Here is a 17,839-nt window from a genome sequence, read left to right on the forward strand (position 1 = left end):
ACGTCGCCCGCGCATCGGGCAGGATGAGGTGGTGAACCAGACCGGCCGCTGCGGACCATCGGGCCTCCTCGTCGCGGGCACGTCGTCCGACGCCGGCAAGTCGGTCGTCGTGGCGGGCCTGTGCCGCGCGTTCGTGCGCCGGGGCCTGCGCGTCGCGCCGTTCAAGGCCCAGAACATGTCGAACAACTCCATGGTCTGCCTCGACGGCGGCGAGATCGGGCGTGCCCAGTGGCTGCAGGCGGTCGCCGCCCGCGTCGAGCCGACGACCGCGATGAACCCGGTGCTGCTCAAGCCGGGCACCGACCGGCGGTCGTTCATCGTCGTGCGCGGCGAGCCCGCCGGCACGCTCGAGGCGGGGCAGTATGCCGCCGGGCGCGGCCACCTGCGCGACGCGGCCTTCGCGGCCTACCGCGAGCTCGACGAGTCCTACGACCTCGTCGTCTGCGAGGGCGCCGGGTCGCCCGCCGAGGTCAACCTGCGCGCGGGCGACTACGTCAACATGGGCCTGGCCCGCGAGTTCGGACTCCCGGTCGTCGTCGTGGGCGACATCGACCGGGGCGGCATCCTCGCCGCCCTCTACGGCACCTGGGCGCTGCTCGACGAGGAGGACCGCGCGCTGCTGAAGTCCTTCGTCATCAACAAGTTCCGCGGTGACGTGGCGGTCCTCGAGCCGGGCCTCGATACGATCACCGAACGCACCGGGGTGCCGTTCCACGGCGTCATCCCCTGGCTGCTCGACGTGTGGCTCGACAGCGAGGACACGCTCGAGGTGGGGCACTGGCGCGCCTCGACCGCCCTCTCGGCCACCTCGCGCGACCGGCTCAAGGTCGCCGTCGTCCGGCTGCCGCGCATCTCGAACGCCACGGACGTCGACGCCCTGGCGGCCGAGCCCGGGGTCGACCTGCTCGTCACCGTCGACCCCGCCGTCGCCGAGTCGGCCGATCTGCTCGTGCTGCCCGGATCCCGTTCCACCGCAGGCGATCTCGAGTGGCTGCGCGAGCGGGGCCTCGCCGACGTCGTTGCCGCCCGCGTCGCGGCAGGTCGCCCGGTGCTCGGCGTCTGCGGCGGCTACCAGATGCTCGGGCACGAGATCGACGACGACGTCGAGGGTCGGGTCGGCCGCGTGCAGGGTCTCGGCCACCTGCCCGTGCGGGTCGAGTTCGGCGAGGCCAAGGTGCTCGCCCGTCCCGAGGGCGCCTGGGCGGGTCACGTTGTCGACACCGCCTACGAGATCCACCACGGCATCGCGAGTCACGTCTCGAGTGCGGCGGATCCCGTTGCGGCACAACCGTTCCTCGACGGGTGGCAGGTCGGCGCGGTCTGGGGCACGATGTGGCACGGCGCCCTCGAGAGCGACGGCTTCCGCCGCGCCTGGCTCGCCGAGGTCGCTGCAGCAGCCGGGTCGGAGTGGCAGCCCCGGGACGGCGCCGCCGGCTTCGCGGAGCGCCGCGAGCAGATGCTCGACACGCTGGCCGACGCGCTCGAGCAGCACGTCGACCTCGACGCGCTCCTCGCGCTGACCCGGATGGGAGACCCGTCATGATCCGAACCATCCGTGTCATCGGCATCGGGATGGGCGACCCGACGCACGTCACGGGCGAGGCCGCCCGCGCGCTCTCCACCGTCGACGTCTTCCTCGTCGCCGACAAGGGCGAGGCCACCGCTGACCTCGTCGCGGCCCGTCAGGCCGTCTGCGACGCGCTCATCCCGGCCGACCACGCCTACCGGTTCGTCGAGGTGGCCGACCCCCGACGGGGCCCGGACGCCGAACGCGACGACACGGCATACGGCCGCGGGGTGCGTGACTGGCACGCCGCCCGGGTGGCGGCCTACGCGGACGTCATCGAGGCCCTGCCGCCCGACGAGACGACGGTCGGCTTCCTCGTGTGGGGCGACCCGGCGTTCTACGACTCGACGATCCGGATCGTCGACGCCCTCGTGGAGCACTGGGCGACAAGGGGACTCGCGGTCGAGCACGACGTGATCGCGGGCATCAGCGCACCGCAGCTGCTGGCTGCCCGGCACCGCATCCCGCTCAACCGCATCGGCGCACCGATCCACGTCACGACCGGCCGTCGCCTCGTCGACGAGTACGACCCGGCGCTCGGCGACGTCGTCGTCATGCTCGACGGACGCCTCGCCTGCGCCGACCTCGCCGACGCGTTCCCCGACCTCGAGCTCTTCTGGGGCGCCTACCTCGGCACGCCCGACGAGCTGCTGGTCCGGGGGCGCCTCGCCGACGTCGTCGGAGAGGTGCGACGGGTGCGGGCCGAGGCCCGGGAGCGGCACGGCTGGGTCATGGACACCTACCTGCTGCGGCCACCCGGTGGCGCGTCGGCCGACCCGGCGCCCGGCGGCTTCCCCGCGATCGGGCCGCTCACCGACGGTGTCGTGACGGTGCGGCCACTCGTCGCTGCCGACTGGACCGTGCTGCGCGACGAGCACAACAACGAGGAGTCGCTGCGCTGGGACTTCGTCGGCCGTCCGCTCACCGACGACGAGGCTCGCCTGCGGGCCGCGCGAGCGCCCCGGGAGTGGCGCCTCGGCCGCGCGGCGCGCTTCGTCATGGTCGACACCGCGACCGGGGAGGGTGCCGGGGTCATCGGCGTCATGCGGATGGGGCCGCCCGGGCTCGGCCTCGTCGGCTACGGTGTGCTGCCGCAGTTCCGCGGGCGCGGCTTCACGACGCGCGCGCTGCGCCTGGTCGCCCGGTGGGCCTTCGAGGAGGCCGGCGTCGACCGGCTCGAGCTCGGCCACAAGGCCGACAACGTCGCCTCGGGCAGGGCCGCCGCCCGCGCCGGGTTCACGGCCGAGGGGCGCCTGCGACAGCGGCTGCCCAACCCCGACGGCACGCGCTCCGACGAGATCTACTACGCCATGACCCGCGACGGTCTCGCGCCGGACTCCCCGCGCTGAGCCACCCGCTGCGCAGCAGGCCCGCGCACGCGGGCTCCGCTCGGGCTAGACGCGCGCGAGGAGGTCGAGCACCCGCTGCTGCACGAGGGCGGCGGCCGCGGCGTCGAAGGCCTGCGAGCTGGCGTCGGCGAAGAGGTGGCCGCAGCCGGCATACGTGAAGAGCTCGCCGCCGTCCCCGGCGGCCGCCACGATCTCGCGCGCGGCGTCGACGTCACCCTCGTCCATGAAGAACTCGTCGGCCTCACCGCCGTGCACCTGGAGTGGGACGCCGGCCGGCCAGTCGGCGGCGAACTCGCCCAGGGGGATCGCGGAGTCGAGCAGCACGGCCCCGGCGGCGCCGGGGCGGGTCTGCGCGAGGCGCTGGGCGGCCATCACGCCGAGGGAGAACCCGGCATACACCGTCGCGTCGGGCAGGCCCTCGGCCGCGGCGACCCCCTGCTCCTGCAGGGCGGCGAAGCCGATCGACCGGGCCTTGGCCATCCCTTCGTCGAGGGTCGCGAAGCTCTCGCCGCCGTAGAGGTCGGGGGTGTGCACGGTGTGGCCGGCCGCGCGCAGGGCGTCGGCGAAGGCGAGGAACCCCGGGGTCTGGCCCTGGGCGTGGTGGAGGAGGAGGACGTCGGCCATGCTTGCTCCTGTGCTCGAGAGTGTCCCTGCTGCTGATCCAACAATCTAGACTGATCCAACAATGTCGATCAATACCCCGCGGCTCCCGGACTACGAGCTCCCCGACACGGTGGAGCTGACGACGCCTGCCCAGCTGCGCGCCATCGCCGACCCGCTCCGTTCGTCGTTGCTCGACCTCGTGCTCGAGCGCGCGGCCACCGTGGCCGAGCTCGCCGCCGCCGTCGGGCGGCCGAAGAGCACCGTCGCGCACCACGTCGGCGTGCTCGTCGACGCCGGCATGCTGCAGGTCGTGCGCACCCGGCGCGTGCGCGCCATCGACGAGCGCTACTACGGCCGCACCGGACGCACCATCACCATCGCGATCGCCCGCCACCCCGGCGACCCGACGGTGCCCGTCTGCGTCAACGGCCTGTCCGTCGGCGCCGCGGAGTCGGTGCCCGCGCACGAGGACGACACGCTCTGGTCGACGCTCCGGCACGCGCGCATCCCGAGGGAGAGCGCGTCGGAGTTCTGGCGCCGCGTCGAGGGGCTCGTGCGCGAGTTCACCGCCCTGCCCCGCTCCGGCGACACCGTCTACGGCCTCGCCGTCGGCCTCTACCCCACCGACCAGCCGGTGCTCCCCGAGCCGCGCGACACCGACGCCGATGACGTCGGGACCGACGCCGAGGGCTGATCAGTCCTCGAGGTCGCCCTCGACGTCGAGGTAGACCTGCTGGAGGTCGGCGAGCAGCTGCGGGTCGGGCTCGGCCCAGAGCCCGCGGTCGACGGCCTCGTGCAGCCGCTCGACCATGCCGTGCAGCGCCCACGGGTTCGCGTGCTGGAGGAAGTCGCGGTTCTCCTTGTCGAGCACGTACGTCTGCGCGAGCTGCTCGTACATCCAGTCGGGAACGACGCCTGCGGTGGCGTCGAACCCGAAGAGGTAGTCGACGGTCGCGGCGAGCTCGAACGCCCCCTTGTAGCCGTGCCGCCGCATCGCCGCGATCCACCGGGGGTTGACGACGCGGGCACGGAAGACGCGGGCGGTCTCCTCCGTCAGCGTCCGGGTGCGCACCGCGTCCGGCGTCGTCGAGTCGCCGACGTAGGCCCTGGGCTCGCGACCCGTCAGCGCGCGCACCGTCGCGACCATGCCGCCGTGGTACTGGAAGTAGTCGTCGCTGTCGGCGATGTCGTGCTCGCGCGTGTCGATGTTCTTGGCGGCGACGTCCATCCGCGCGTAGGTGCGCTCCATGTCGGCCCGAGCAGGTATGCCGTCCAGCTCGCGCCCGTAGGCGAAGCCGCCCCACGTGGCGTAGACCTCCGCGAGGTCCTCGTCCGAACGCCAGCTGCCCGACTCGATGAGCGGGAGGATGCCCGCGCCGTAGGAGCCGGGCTTGCTGCCGAAGATGCGGGTCGTCGCGCGTCGGGCGTCGCCGTGGTCGGCGAGGTCTCCGGCGACGTGCGCGCGGAGGTAGTTCTCCTCGGGGCCCTCGTCGAGGTCGGCGACGAGCCGCACGGCGTCGTCGAGCATGGCGATGACGTGCGGGAAGGCGTCGCGGAAGAAGCCGGAGATGCGGACCGTGACGTCGATGCGCGGGTGGCCGAGCTCGTCGAGCGGCACGACGTCGAGCCCGACGACGCGGCGCGACATCTCGTCCCACCGGGGGCGCACGCCGAGGAGGGCGAGCACCTCGGCGATGTCGTCGCCGGAGGTCCGCATGGCCGACGTGCCCCAGACCGAGAGGCCGACCGAGCGCGGCCACTCGCCGGTGTCGGCGCGGTGCCGGGCGAGCAGGTCGTCGGCGAGCCGCTGGCCCGTCTCCCAGGCGAGCCGGCTCGGGATCGCCTTGGGGTCGACGGAGTAGAAGTTGCGGCCGGTCGGCAGCACGTTGACGAGACCGCGCAGCGGCGATCCCGAGGGCCCGGCCGGCACATAGCCGCCGTCGAGCGCGTGCAGCACCGCGTCGACCTCGCCCGTCGTGGCCCGCAGGCGCGGGACGACCTCGCGGCACGCGAAGGCCAGCGAACGGCATACGCCCTCGGTGTCGGCGTGCGGGTCCGCCCCGAGCTGCTCGCGCACGACACGCGGGACGGCGGCCTCGTCCCAGCCGGCCTCGGCGACGGCGGCGACGAGCGCCGCCGCCCGCTCCTCCACGGCATCCACGGACGTGCGCTCGGACTGCCCCTCACTCAGCCCGAGCGCCGTCCGCAGACCGGGCACCGCGCCGACGGCGCCGGCGAAGACCTGATTGGCCCGCAGGATCGCGAGCACGAGGTTGACGAGGCCCTCCCCCGTGGGGGCCTCGCCAAGGATGTGGAGGCCGTCGCGGATCTGGACGTCCTTGACCTCGCAGAGCCAGCCGTCGACGTGCATGACGAACTCGTCGAAGGCGTCGTCGTCGGGGCGGTCGGTCAGGCCGAGGTCGTGGTGCATCTGCGCGGCCTGGATGAGGGTCCAGATCTCGGCACGCAGGGCCGGCGCCTTGGCCGGGTCCATGACCGAGACGTTGCCGTACTCGTCGAGGAGCTGCTCGAGCCGGGCGATGTCGCCGTAGGACTCGGCGCGGGCCATCGGCGGCACGAGGTGGTCGACGATCGTCGCGTGGGCGCGGCGCTTGGCCTGGCTGCCCTCGCCGGGGTCGTTGACGAGGAAGGGGTAGACGAGCGGGACCGATCCGATCGTCGCGTCGGGCCCGCAGGCCGCGGAGAGCGCGAGGTTCTTGCCCGGGAGCCACTCGAGGTTGCCGTGCTTGCCCATGTGGACGACGGCATGGGCGCCGAAGTCCCGTGCGAGCCAGTCGTAGACGGCGAGGTAGTGGTGCGTCGGCGGCAGGTCGGGGTCGTGGTAGATCGCGATCGGGTTCTCGCCGAAGCCGCGCGGCGGCTGCACGAGCACGACGACGTTGCCGGCGCGGAGGCTCGCCGCGACGAGCTCGCCCTCGGCGTCGGTGTGGCGGTCGACGAACACCTCGCCGGGGGCCTCGCCCCAGTGGGTCGTCACGGCGTCGCGCAGGGCCGCCGGGAGCGTGTCGAAGTGCTCGCGGTAGCGCGCGGCGGGGATGCGCACCGGCTGGCCGGTCAGCTGCTCCTGCGTCAGCCAGTCCTCGTCCTGGCCACCGGCCTCGATGAGGGCGTGGATGAGGGCGTTGCCCGCGGTCGTGTCGGGGGTCTCGCCGTCGACGGGTTCGAGCGGTCCGGTGCCGGGGATGTCACCCGGGTCGCCGAGGTCGTAGCCCGCGTCGCGCATGGCGCGGAGCAGCCGGACGATCGAGACGGGGGTGTCGAGGCCGACGGCGTTGCCGATGCGGGAGTGCTTCGAGGGGTATGCCGACAGGACGATCGCGATGCGGCGCTCGGCCGGTGGGGTGCTGCGCAGGCGCGCGTGGTTGACGGCGAGCCGCGCGAGGCGGGCGCAGCGCTCGGTGTCGGCGACGTAGTGGGGCAGGCCGTCGGCGTCGGTCTCCTTGAACGAGAACGCGTTCCCGATGATGCGCCCGTCGAACTCCGGCACCGCGACCTGGGTCGCGACGTCGAGCGGGCTCATGCCGTCGTCGCTCGCCTCCCACTGGTCGCGACCCCACGTCAGGCAGAGCCCCTGGATGATCGGCACGTCGAGGGCGGCGAGGGCCTGCACGTCCCAGGCCTCGTCGTCCTCGCCGGCGCTCGCGGTGCCCGGCCTGGTCCCGCCCGCTGCCAGCACGGTCGTGACGAGCACGTCGTAGGTCGTGAGGTGCTCGAGCAGGTCGGCCGGCGCGTCGCGCAGCGACGACACGTGCACCGGCGCGCCGCTCCCGCCGGCCGCGTCGACGGCGTCGGCGAGGGCGTGGACGTAGGCCGTGTTCTCGGCCGCGAACTGGGCCCGGTAGAAGAGGATCCCGACGCGGGGACGCGGGGCGCCGTCGGCGGTCGGCTCGGGCGCGGGCCGCTCGAGCACGCCCCACGTCGGCAGCGTGACGGGCGGCGCGAAGCCCTCGCCGGTCATGAGGAGCGTGTCGCCGAGGAAGGCGTGCAGCTCACGCAGGTTCGTCGCCCCGCCCTCGGCGAGGTAGCGGTGGGCCTCGGCGACGACGCCGGGGGCGACGGTCGAGAGCTCCATCAGGGCGGCGTGCGGGGTCTGCTCGCCGCCGAGCACGACGAAGGGCTTGCCGGTGCCCCGGATGCGTCGGAACCCCTCGCACAGGTCCTGGGGGCCGCCGAGGATGCGCGCCACGACGACGTCGGCGGCCTCGATCGCCTCGGCCATCGAGGTGTGGCCGGGCCGAGAGGGGTTGGCGAGCAGGTAGTCGGCACCGCTGCCCCGGGCGCAGAGCAGGTCGGTGTCAGACGTCGAGAGCAGCGCGATGCGCGTCACTGGAACTCCTCGGCGGGGTGTCCACGCCCCGCGGTCGAAAGGAAACGAAGCGCCGTCGGCAGTTCCTGACTCACCGCCACCCGGTGGGGTGGCGGCTCACAGTGGCGGGACCGTCCCGGATTCTCACCGGGTTCCTGGGTCGACGACGCTGGGCCCACCATAGCCCGAGACGGGCGCCTTGACGACGCGAGGTCCGGGCCTATCCTGTGCCGCGTGACCGCCCCGACGACCCGAGCGCGACGGGCAGGCGACGCCTGCCCGGGCGTGAGCCGACCCTTCGCGGCGGTCGACGGGTCCATCGTGCGGCTGCGTCCCGCGGGCCGGCCGGTGCCGGTGCAGTCCTTGACAGGACTGCTCGATGTCGTTGCAGGACAGAGCGATCCGATGATCCAGCTGACCTCGCGCGGCGCGTTGCAGGTGCGCGGCCTGCCCGACCCCCTGACGCCCCCGGCGCGGGACGCGATCCGCGCCACGGGCCTCGTCCCGTCGGCGACCCACGAGCTCGTGCGCAACGTCGTCGCGTCGCCGCTCTCGGGGCTCGACGACGCCGGACACGCCGATCTGCGACCCGTCGTGGACGCGCTCGACGCGGCCGTCTGCGCCGAGCCCGACCTGGGCCGCCTCGGGGGCCGCTTCCTCTTCGTCCTCGACGACGGGCGTGGCGACGTCATCGGCACGCCCGCCGACCTCTCGTTCGTCGCGACAGGACCGGGTCGCGGGGTCGTCCGGGCCGGCCGGTCGGAGCACGGCTGGGAGGTGCGGCTCGACGAGGTCGTGCCCACGATCCTGGGCCTGGCCCGGGAGTTCGTCGGTCGCGCCGCCGGTGACGAATCCATCTGGCACGTCGACGATCTCGACGCCCCGATCGGTGGGCGCGCCACAGCACGGATACCGGTCCTCCCCGACCCGACACACCCCCTCGGCGCGGTCGGCGCCCATGCCGCCGTGGCCGTGCCGCTCGGCCTCCTGCGACCCGACCACGTGACCGCCCTCGGCCGTCACGTCGAGAGCGTCCGGGTCACCCCGTGGCGCTCCCTCGTCATGGAGGGCGCGGCCTCAGCGCTGCCCGACCTCGAGGCGTCCGGGCTCGTGACGCGCCGAGACTCACCGTGGGCGAGGCTGCACGCCTGCACCGGGCTGCCGGGCTGCGCGCGCTCGGCCCTCGACACGCGCGCCATGGCCCGCGAGCTGGCGCCGGTGCTGCCCGACAGTCACCTCCCCGTGCACGTCAGCGGGTGCGAGCGACGCTGTGGGACGCCGGAGACGGCATACGTCGACGTGCTCGAGCCCACGTCGCTCGACGCCGCGCTGCAGCAGCTGGCCGCCCAGTCGGCGAAGGACGGATCTCGGAGGGTGGAAGGACCATGGACCTGAGGACGACGACCGAGTCGGCACGACCGCCGACACGGCGCTACGAGTACGTGACGGACGGCGCGGAGATCTACCGCCGGTCGTTCGCGACGATCCGCGCGGAGGCGCGCCTCGACCACCTGCCCCAGGACGCCCGCGTCGTCGCGGTCCGCATGGTGCACGCGAGCGGCGACGTCGACCTCACGGAGCAGATCGCCGTGCACCCGCGCCTCGTCACCGCCGCCCGCACCGCCCTCCGCAACGGCGCGCCGATCCTCACCGACGCGCACATGATCGCGAGCGGCATCACCCGGGCGCGACTCCCCCGCGACAACGATGTCGTCTGCACGCTTCGCGACGAGCGTGTGCCGGAGCTCGCGCGGCGTTGGGGCACCACACGATCCGCAGCCGCCGTGTCGCTCTGGGGAGATCGCACCGAGGGCGCGGTCGTCGCCATCGGCAACGCCCCGACGGCGCTCTTCCACCTGCTCGAGTCGATCGCCGACGGCGGTCCCCGGCCGGCCGCGATCGTCGGCATCCCCGTCGGGTTCATCGGGTCGGCCGAGTCGAAGGTCGCGCTCGCCGGCAACCCCTTCGACATCCCGTGGCTCGTCGTGCACGGACGCCGCGGCGGGTCGGCCCTCGCCGCCTCGGCCGTCAACGCCCTGGCCCGCGAGGAGGAGCTGTGACCGGCACGCTGCGCGGGGTCGGCGTCGGCCCCGGCGATCCCGAGCTCGTCACCGTCAAGGCGGCCCGGCTCATCGGTGCGGCCGACGTCGTCGCCTTCCACAGCGGGCCGCGGGGCGACTCGATCGCCCGCCGCATCGCCGCCGGGTACGTCCGCGACGGCGTCGTCGAGGAGCTGCTCGCCTACCCCGTGACGACCGGGTCGACCGACCACCCGCTCGGCTACCACGGCCTCATGGCCGACTTCTACGACGCGTCGGCCGAGCGGCTCGCGGCCCACCTCGACGCGGGTCGCGACGTCGTCGTGCTCGCCGAGGGCGATCCGCTCTTCTACGGCACCTTCATGTACCTCCACGACCGCCTCGCCCACCGCTACGACACCGCCGTGGTGCCCGGGGTCACCTCCGTGAGCGGGTCGGCCGCCGCCGTCGCCACCGGCCTCTGCCGGCACGAGGACGTGCTGACGATCCTGCCCGGCACGCTGCCCGTGCCCGAGCTCGCCCGGCGCCTCGCCGACACCGAGGCCGCGGTCGTCATGAAGCTCGGCCGCACCTTCGAGAACGTGCGCGAGGCGCTGCGCCAGGCGGGTCGCCTCGACGAGGCGCGCTACGTCGAGCGCGCCAGCTCCGACGCGGAGCGTGTGCTCCCCGTCGCCGACGTCGACGCGGCGACCGTGCCCTACATGTCGATGGTCGTCGTCCCCGGCAACGACCTGCGAGCCGACGCAGCCGGCCGTGCGCTGACGTCGCCTGCTGCGGAAACGTCTGTGCCGCATACGGACCCATCAGGTATGTCGCGCGGCGAGGTGGTCGTCGTCGGGCTCGGGCCGGGTCCCGACCGCTGGCTCACGCCCGAGGTGTCCGAGGCCCTGGCCGAGGTCGACCACGTCGTCGGCTACGCGCCCTACGTCAACCGCGTGCCGCAGCGCGAGGGCCTGACCCGTCACGCGTCGGGCAACACCGTCGAGGTCGACCGGGCCCGCCACGCGCTCGAGCTGGCGCGCGCGGGTGAGCGGGTCGCCGTCGTGTCCGGTGGCGACGCCGGCGTCTTCGGCATGGCCTCCGCCGTGTTCGAGGCCGCGGACATCCACGGCTACGGCGACGTGACCGTGCGCGTGCTGCCGGGGGTCACCGCCGCCCAGGCCGTCGCGGCCCGGGCCGGCGCACCGCTCGGGGGCGACTTCGCGATCCTCTCGCTCTCGGACCGGCTCAAGCCGTGGGAGGTCGTGGAGCGCCGGCTGCGCGCGGCAGCGGCCGCGGACCTCGTCGTCGCGCTCTACAACCCCGCCTCGCGCAGCCGCACCGAGCAGGTCGCCCGGGCCCGTGAGGTGTTCCTCGAGGAGCGCGACGCCGACACCGTCGTCGTCGTGGGCCGTGACGTCGGCCGGGCCGAGGAGTCGCTGCTCGTGACGACGCTGCGCGAGCTGGATCCCACCACGATCGACATGCTGTGCCTCGTCGTGGTCTGCGCCTCCGGCACCCGCGTCACGGAGGCCGGGCAGGTCTGGACGCCGAGGTTCGTCCGCTGAGCGGGCCGCGCCTCATCCCCGTCACCAGGCGGGGGCGGCTTGCTAGGTTCGCCCGATGCAGCTGACACGGATCGGGCCGGACGACTGGGAGACGTTCCGCGAGGTGCGGCTCCGGTCGCTGTCCGACTCGCCCGCCGCCTTCGGTTCGCGGCACGAGGACTGGGTCGACGCGCCCGAGGAGCGCTGGCGGGCCCGCCTCACCGACGTGCCGCTCACCCTCGTCGCGACCGACGGGGAGGCCGTCGTCGGCGTGGCGAGCGGCTCCCCCGAGGGCGAGCGATGGGTCGAGCTGATCTCGATGTGGGTGGCACCGGAGGTGCGCGGCACGGGCGTCGCCCGAGCGCTCATCGACGCGGTCGCCGCCTGGGCCGACGAGCAGGGCCGGGGCACGTGCCTCATGGTCCGGCACGACAACGACCGGGCCCGTGCGGCCTACGCGCGCGCCGGCTTCGTCGACCGCGGCGTGCCCGACGACTGGCCCGACGACGAGCCGCCGGAGCACCGGATGGAGCTGCGGCGCTGACGCGCGCCGCAGCTCCATCCTCCCCCTCGCCCCTGCGCGGTCAGCCGCCGATCGGCGTCGGGTTCGTCGGGTCCGGGGGCACCGGCAGCGAGCCGCGGACCTGGTTCTGCGCCTGGCAGTCCTTCGTGCAGTTCGTCGCGCCCTGGCTCAGCTCGACGGCGTCCTCGCCGAGCACGCCGCCCATCCGGCCGCCGGAGGTCACCGTCCACGTGGTCTCCGTGCCGGTCTGCGAGGTCTTCGTCGCCACCTGCGGGCTGTCCTTGCCGAGCAGCATCTCGTGCGCGCCGCTCGGGCTCTGCGCCGACGACACGGCGTCGACCCCGTTGCCGAAGTTGACCTTTCCGGTGAACGGGTTGACGAAGTAGAAGAGCGTCGGGCCGAGCCGGTGCGTCAGGGTGACCGGCGTGCCGTACTCGGGCTCCATCTGGAAGATGCCGCCCTGGGGCGCGTCCTTGGCCTGCACCTTGAGCTTGCCGCCGGCCGTGCGGAACGTGGCGACGAGCGCGTCGTCCCGCACCTGCAGGTCGAGCACCGGCGTGGCCCGCTGCGCCGGGGAGAGCGTCGGCACCTTGCTCGCGAAGACGACCGTCGGGCTCGTCACCATGCGCTCCGCGGAGGGCGCACCGGTCAGGGTGTAGTCGTAGACGCCGAGGGTGGCCGGGTCGATGGTGAAGGTCGTGTGCACGCCGCGCACCGTGACGACGCCCTGCACCCGCGCGCCCGACACCTTCGCGTCCTTGCCGGGGGCCGGGTCGTACGTCGTGCCGTTGACGGTGACGGAGTAGTTGCCGGTGCCGCCCGCGGCCGCGGGGCCGCCGTCGTCGCCCGGCTCGCCGCCCTTGGCGACGGCGGTGCCGGTGAGGCTGAGGCCGAGCAGGGTGCCGGCGGCGAGGGCGGCGCCTCCGCGCCGCAGTCCCCGAGTCGTGGTGCGCATGGGTGGTCCCTTCCATGGGTTCGTCGTGAGGCACCCGGTCGGGTGCGTCACGACGAGCCAAGCGGAACCGGGGTACTAGTCGAAACCCGGACGAAGGTACTAATCCGACCATCGCCGGTGCGCGGCTGCCGCCCCTCACGGCCGGACCGCGGAAGGTCGGTGCCCCTGGGCGGGGTCCGACCTTCCGCGCTCCCCGGTCAGACGGTCGCCCACGTCGTGGCGAGCCCGCTCGGCGCGAAGGACGCCTCCGTCACCGCGCCGGGGGTCTCGGCGATGCCCGGCCCGCCACGCACGACCCACGCGGCGACGGCGTCGACGATGGCGTCGTCGAGCACTCCGCGCACCCACACCGGCCGCCCCCCGGCGCGGCGACCGGAGGGCGACGGCGTCACGACGACGACGTTGGACTCGTCGCAGGCGAGCAGGCAGCCGCTGCGCATCACCCGGGCGTGGCCGGCGACCGCTGCCTCCAGCCGGGCGAGCAGCCCGTCGTGGTCGACACCCGGGTGCTTCGACTCCGTGCCGCAGCAGCAGTCCCGACAGACCCGCACGAGGCACCGGTCCGACCCGGCCCCGCCGACGTATGCCGTCACGCGGGCCCGACGGCGACGTCGCCGTCGCGCTCGGGCACCCTCCCCCTCCGGTCGAGCCGCTCGACGAGGAGCCCGAAGGCGAGACCGAGCGTCAGCCACAGGGTCGCGAGCTGCGCGAGCGAGGCGACGCGGAAGTCCCAGAGCAGGGCCGCAGGAACGTCGGCCGGCACGGCGTCCGGCGAGCCCGGCACGGCGACGAGGACGACCATGACGAGGGCGACCGCGGCCACGACGTCGAGCGCGGAGCGCGTCGGTCGCGACACCCCACGCCGGGCCAGGGCACGGTCCAGCGCCGGCACGACGAGGGCGATCGCGACGCCCAGCAGGAGCACGACGGCGTAGAGCAGCGTGCGCCGCCCGACGGTCTGCGGGTCGCCCACGGCAGGCGGGTTCGCCGGGATCTTGAGGGCGGGCAGGAGGCTCACCGAGGCGAACCCGACGGCGGCGAGGCCGAGGGATCGGCCGACGTCGTTGCCGCCGGGGAGCCGGCCCCTCACCCGGGCGAAGACCACGGCGAAGACGACACCGACCGCGAGGCCGACGAGCACCGACGTGGCGGCGCCGCCCACGACCTGCGCCGTGCGGGAGACGAGCGGCTCACCCCCGCCGTGCGCCGGTGCGGACGAGCCGCCGTGCACCGAGCGCAGGTCCTCGACGACGAGGGCCCGACGGATGACGGGCTCGACGACGAGCCAGATCGTGACGGCGGCCGCGAGGCCGGCGAGCACGCCGGCACAGACCCCGCGCCGCAGCACGGAGCCGAAGCTCGGCCCCACCTCAGTGGCAGGGGACGCCGAGAGCGTGACGCGCGTCGTGCGTCAGCTCGTGGAGCATCTCCGCAGCGGGAGCGCTGAGCAGCGCCCCGTTCTCCTGCGTGACGACGTAGACGGCGAAGACGGCGACGGCGAGCAGCAGCCAGGCCCACGCGGGGACCTGGATCGACGCGCCGGACCGGCTGGAGGGGACGACGGATGCAGCAGTGGTCATGGCAGAGTGACCCTTTCTTTCCATGCCTCGTGGACAGATCGCGCCGCAGCCGGTCTCCTGGCTTCCAGATCGTCACGCCTCCCCAGCCTTCCCAGCGACCGTGCGCCGGCGTGTGCCGGCCCGAGGTCGCCAGTGGCGGTGTCGGGGACTTGCTCCCTGGTCACAGTGGCGAGGACCACGTCGGAATCACACCGACTTCCCGTGCACTGCGGCACCCGCATCCTGACACACCCGCTCGCCACGCGCCATGGGGACCTCGGCGAGAGCGCGAGTTCGTATGCGGCTCAGCCGTTTTCGCGTCCACCTGAGATACGCGTGCCATAGAGGTGCGACTCGGCGAAGTCGTCGTGGTCGCGGGCACCGAGCGCCCTCCCGACGAGGATGACGGCGGCCTGCCGCAGGTCCGCGGCCTCGACCTGGTCGGCGATGTCGGTCAGGGTGCCGCGCAGGACGAGCTGGCTCGGCCGCTCCGCGTCGGCCACGACGACCACCGGGCACTCGGCGCCGTAGTCGCCGACGAGCGACGCGGCGAGCGACCGGGTGTGGCGGATCGCGAGGTGCAGCACGAGCGTCGCCCGGGACCGCGCGAAGTGCGCGAGCGACTCCGTGGACGGCATCGCCGTGGAGTCGCGGTGCACCCGGGTCAGCACCACCGACTGGGCGACCTCGGGCACGGTGAGCTCGCGGCCGACGAGGGCCGCCGCCGCCGCGTAGGCCGGCACGCCCGGGGTCACGTCCCAGGGCACACCCAGCCGGTCGAGCCGGCGCGTCTGCTCGGCCACGGCGGAGTAGAGCGAGGGGTCGCCGGAGCACAGGCGCGCCACGTCCTGGCCGGCCTCGTGGGCGCGCAGGCAGTGGGCCGTGATCGCGTCGAGGTCGAGCCGCTGCGTGTCGACGAGCTCGGCCCCCTCGGGGCAGTGCGCGAGCACCTCGGCACCGATGTAGGTGCCGGCGTAGAGGCACACGGGCGCGGCGGCGATGAGCCGCACGGCGCGCACGGTGAGCAGGTCGGCCGCACCCGGGCCGGCGCCGATGAAGTGGACCGTCACGGGACGACCTCCGGATCTCGTGTGGGGACAGGGCGTTCGACGCTCCACTGGACGATCGGCCGGGCCGGCTTCCAGCCGTGCAGGCGGCCGATCGGCTCGAGGTCCTCGACACCGATCCGGCTCACCGAGCCGCCGAGTCGCGTGCGCGCCTCGTGCAGCAGCAGCTCGGTCTCGACGGTCACGCCGTGCACGACGAGGCGGCCACCCGGTGAGAGGGCGCTCCAGCACGCGTCGAGCAGCTGGCGCGTCGCGCCCCCACCGACGAAGACGGCGTCGGGCCGGGGCAGCGCGGCCACGGCGTCGGCCGACGCGGCCTCGACGACGTGCAGGCCGGGCACGCCGAGCCGTCGGGCGTTGCGCCGGATGCGTTCGGCGCGGCCCGGGTCGCGCTCGACGGCGTGCACCTCGTTGCGCGGGTGCGCCCGGGCGAACTCGATGCCGACCGACCCGGCGCCCGCGCCGAGGTCCCACAGGACGTCGCCGGGCTGCGGCGCGAGGTGGGCGAGCGCGGCCGCCCGCACGATCCGCTTGGTCAGCTGGCCGTCGTGCTCGAACGCCGACTCCGGCAGGCCCGGCACGAGCGACCTCGGCCGTCGCGACGGCGTGGCGTCGCAGCGCACGCAGACGAGGTGGAGCCGGGCGACCGGACGACCGTCCCACGACGCGGCGACGCCGTCGGCGCGGCTCTCGTCCGGCGAGCCGAGGTCGCCGAGCACGGTGAGGTGGCTGTCGGCATACCCCTCCTCGACGAGCAGGCCGGCGACGCGGGCGGGCGCGTCGGCGCCGGAGGTGAGCACGACGAGTCGGGCCCCGGGCGCGAGGTGGCGTCGCAGCAGGTCGGCGTCGCGGCCCACCAGCGTCACGACATCGGAATCCTCTGCAGCCCAACGCATCCGGGCTCGGGCGAGTGCCACCGACGACACGCCGGGGTGGATGCGGACGGCCTGCTCGCCGAGCTCGCGCACGAGCGTCGACCCGATGCCCGACACGAGCGGGTCACCGCTCGCGAGCACGACGACGCGGCCCGGGCCGGCCTCCTCGAGCGTGCGGCGCAACCCCGGCACGAGTGGCGACGGCCACGGCACGAGGCGGCGACGGCCACGTCGCGCGGCGAGCATGCCGAGGTGCCGCTCGGCCCCGACCACGACCTCGGCCGCCTCGAGCACCCGGAGGGCCTCGGGGGCCAGGGAGTCGAGCCCGGAAGCGCCCACACCCACCACCTCGATCACAGCGGCGACCCTAGCGCGACCGCGACGGCTGTTCGATTTGCCCGTTTTGCTCCATTCGGCGGCGATGGGCTCCATCATGGGCATCGGCCGTCGTCGGGGGACGACGGTGACGCGCGTCCGGGCTCGAGGGGAGGAAAGCCGACATGAGTGTGACGTTCGACCCGGAGACCGGGCACCTGCGCCTCGACGTCGAGGCCTTCCGCGTGCTCGTCGAGCACGCCGAGCGCACCGCCCAGCAGCCCACGCGCCCGCCCACCGGTGGGGGCTCGACCCCGGGCGACGCGGTCGCGAGGCTCGTGGCCGGCGGGGTCCTCGTCGACGGCCGCCCGCACCCCCGGCTGCGCGAGACCCTCACCGGCGTGACGGCGTCGTGGGGCTCGGTCCAGGTCGTCGTGGGTGACGACGAGGGCGTGCGCCTGCACCACGCCTGGCTGGGCGCGACCGCGGTGGCGGTGCTCACCGACCGCGGCGACAGCACCTTCGACCTGGGCCCGTCGCACGCCACGCAGCTGCCCGGGACGCTGGCCGCGTGGGTCTCGCTCGCGGCGGCACCGGAGCTCGCGTCGGCCACGGTCACGGTGCCCGACGTGCTGCTCGAGGAGCTCGCGTCGCACCGCCCCGACCTGCGCCGCGCCGCGGGCCGGGCGCTCGCCGACGCTTTGGGCCCGTGGCCCGTCGCGCAGGATCGTGTGCGCGCGGGCCGCTGGCGACTGGCGACCGTCGACGTCGCCCTCGCCACCGGCGACCAGACGCTCGCGCAACACGTCGCCTGGCTCGACACCGGAGCCGGCCTGCTGCGGGCCGAGGCGGTCGAGCGCGACGTGCGCCTGACGCCGACCACGTCGGCCGACCTGCAGCGCGACCTCGCGACCGTCGTCGCGGCTGGTGGCTGACCCCACCACTCCTGCAGCACGCCGGGCGACGTGGCAGACTGCCGCTGGCGACGCGGAGAGGAATCCGGTGCGAATCCGGAGCGGTCCCGCCACTGTGAACCGCCGACCACCCGGTCGGGGGAAGCCAGGACATCTCCCGTCGCTGGTCGTGCCCGCCGGGCGCGGCCGGTCCACCGACGCGGGCGAGGCACCCGCAGGA

Annotated in this window: 16 protein-coding genes and 3 riboswitches; of the genes, 8 read left to right on the forward strand and 8 right to left on the reverse strand. The window is 74.4% G+C overall.

The window, feature by feature from the left end; translation table 11 throughout:
- Nucleotides 1-31 precede the first annotated feature (31 nt).
- Both ABT295_RS13945 and cobF read left to right on the forward strand, forming a co-directional pair.
- A complete protein-coding gene (locus tag ABT295_RS13945) occupies nt 32-1,543 on the forward strand; it encodes a cobyric acid synthase (RefSeq protein ID WP_352395005.1) in 1,512 nt (503 codons plus the stop codon).
- Nucleotides 1,540-2,916, forward strand: coding sequence for a precorrin-6A synthase (deacetylating) (gene cobF / locus ABT295_RS13950; protein WP_352395006.1), 1,377 nt, complete (start codon nt 1,540-1,542; stop codon nt 2,914-2,916). Before ABT295_RS13945 ends, cobF begins: the two co-directional genes overlap by 4 nt.
- A 45-nt stretch (nt 2,917-2,961) precedes the next feature.
- Here cobF and ABT295_RS13955 read toward each other — a convergent pair whose 3' ends face one another.
- Nucleotides 2,962-3,540 (reverse strand): dienelactone hydrolase family protein, encoded by a 579-nt coding sequence (locus ABT295_RS13955; RefSeq protein ID WP_352395007.1) that lies wholly within the window; start codon nt 3,538-3,540, stop codon nt 2,962-2,964.
- Nucleotides 3,541-3,601: 61 nt separating this feature from the next.
- Here ABT295_RS13955 and ABT295_RS13960 point away from each other — a divergent pair, with 61 nt between their 5' ends.
- A complete protein-coding gene (locus tag ABT295_RS13960; RefSeq protein ID WP_352395008.1) occupies nt 3,602-4,213 on the forward strand; it encodes a helix-turn-helix domain-containing protein in 612 nt (203 codons plus the stop codon).
- Here the strand turns inward: ABT295_RS13960 and cobN are convergent, their stop codons facing one another.
- Entirely contained in the window at nt 4,214-7,867 is a 3,654-nt protein-coding gene (gene cobN / locus ABT295_RS13965; RefSeq protein ID WP_352395009.1) for a cobaltochelatase subunit CobN, read from the reverse strand.
- Nucleotides 7,868-7,926: 59 nt separating this feature from the next.
- Nucleotides 7,927-8,004, reverse strand: a riboswitch (cobalamin riboswitch).
- Between the two features lie 247 nt (nt 8,005-8,251).
- On the opposite strand from cobN, the gene ABT295_RS13970 reads away from it, so the two are divergent.
- From ABT295_RS13970 to ABT295_RS13985, 4 genes are read left to right on the forward strand one after another with little or no spacing between them, the layout of a single operon-like run.
- Entirely contained in the window at nt 8,252-9,241 is a 990-nt protein-coding gene (locus ABT295_RS13970; RefSeq protein WP_352395010.1) for a 4Fe-4S domain-containing protein, read from the forward strand.
- Nucleotides 9,232-9,906, forward strand: coding sequence for a precorrin-8X methylmutase (locus ABT295_RS13975; protein ID WP_352395011.1), 675 nt, complete (start codon nt 9,232-9,234; stop codon nt 9,904-9,906). Before ABT295_RS13970 ends, ABT295_RS13975 begins: the two co-directional genes overlap by 10 nt.
- Complete coding sequence (locus ABT295_RS13980; protein ID WP_352395012.1) at nt 9,903-11,432, forward strand: precorrin-2 C(20)-methyltransferase; 1,530 nt, start codon at nt 9,903-9,905, stop codon at nt 11,430-11,432. Before ABT295_RS13975 ends, ABT295_RS13980 begins: the two co-directional genes overlap by 4 nt.
- Before the next feature lie 55 nt (nt 11,433-11,487).
- Complete coding sequence (locus tag ABT295_RS13985) at nt 11,488-11,955, forward strand: GNAT family N-acetyltransferase (RefSeq protein WP_352395013.1); 468 nt, start codon at nt 11,488-11,490, stop codon at nt 11,953-11,955.
- Between the two features lie 40 nt (nt 11,956-11,995).
- On the opposite strand, the gene ABT295_RS13990 is transcribed toward ABT295_RS13985, so the two are convergent.
- The 6 genes from ABT295_RS13990 to cbiE all read right to left on the reverse strand — a co-directional run bounded on the left by ABT295_RS13990 (nt 11,996) and on the right by cbiE (nt 16,729).
- Nucleotides 11,996-12,889 carry a hypothetical protein gene (locus ABT295_RS13990; protein ID WP_352395014.1) on the reverse strand — a complete coding sequence of 298 codons (894 nt, stop codon included), beginning with the start codon at nt 12,887-12,889 and terminating at the stop codon, nt 11,996-11,998.
- Between the two features lie 197 nt (nt 12,890-13,086).
- Nucleotides 13,087-13,482 carry a hypothetical protein gene (locus ABT295_RS13995; protein WP_352395015.1) on the reverse strand — a complete coding sequence of 132 codons (396 nt, stop codon included), beginning with the start codon at nt 13,480-13,482 and terminating at the stop codon, nt 13,087-13,089.
- Complete coding sequence (locus ABT295_RS14000; RefSeq protein ID WP_352395016.1) at nt 13,479-14,258, reverse strand: CbtA family protein; 780 nt, start codon at nt 14,256-14,258, stop codon at nt 13,479-13,481. Before ABT295_RS14000 ends, ABT295_RS13995 begins: the two co-directional genes overlap by 4 nt.
- 1 nt (nt 14,259) lies before the next feature.
- Nucleotides 14,260-14,469, reverse strand: a complete 210-nt coding sequence (locus tag ABT295_RS14005; RefSeq protein ID WP_352395017.1) for a CbtB domain-containing protein — start codon at nt 14,467-14,469, stop codon at nt 14,260-14,262.
- Nucleotides 14,470-14,499: 30 nt separating this feature from the next.
- Nucleotides 14,500-14,695: riboswitch (cobalamin riboswitch) on the reverse strand.
- Nucleotides 14,696-14,753: 58 nt separating this feature from the next.
- Nucleotides 14,754-15,518 carry a cobalt-precorrin-4/precorrin-4 C(11)-methyltransferase gene (locus tag ABT295_RS14010; RefSeq protein WP_352395018.1) on the reverse strand — a complete coding sequence of 255 codons (765 nt, stop codon included), beginning with the start codon at nt 15,516-15,518 and terminating at the stop codon, nt 14,754-14,756.
- The gene (gene cbiE / locus ABT295_RS14015; RefSeq protein WP_352395019.1) at nt 15,515-16,729 is read right to left on the reverse strand and encodes a precorrin-6y C5,15-methyltransferase (decarboxylating) subunit CbiE; all 1,215 of its coding nucleotides are present in this window, start codon (nt 16,727-16,729) and stop codon (nt 15,515-15,517) included. Before cbiE ends, ABT295_RS14010 begins: the two co-directional genes overlap by 4 nt.
- 161 nt (nt 16,730-16,890) lie before the next feature.
- Between cbiE and ABT295_RS14020 the strand changes: the two genes are divergently transcribed.
- Nucleotides 16,891-17,640: a hypothetical protein gene (locus tag ABT295_RS14020; RefSeq protein ID WP_352395020.1), complete on the forward strand. Its 750-nt coding sequence runs from the start codon at nt 16,891-16,893 to the stop codon at nt 17,638-17,640.
- A 5-nt stretch (nt 17,641-17,645) separates the two neighbouring features.
- A riboswitch (cobalamin riboswitch) is annotated at nt 17,646-17,795 on the forward strand.
- Nucleotides 17,796-17,839 lie beyond the last annotated feature (44 nt).

The sequence above is a fragment of the Terrabacter sp. NPDC000476 genome, assembly GCF_040300125.1.
Classification (GTDB): domain Bacteria; phylum Actinomycetota; class Actinomycetes; order Actinomycetales; family Dermatophilaceae; genus Terrabacter.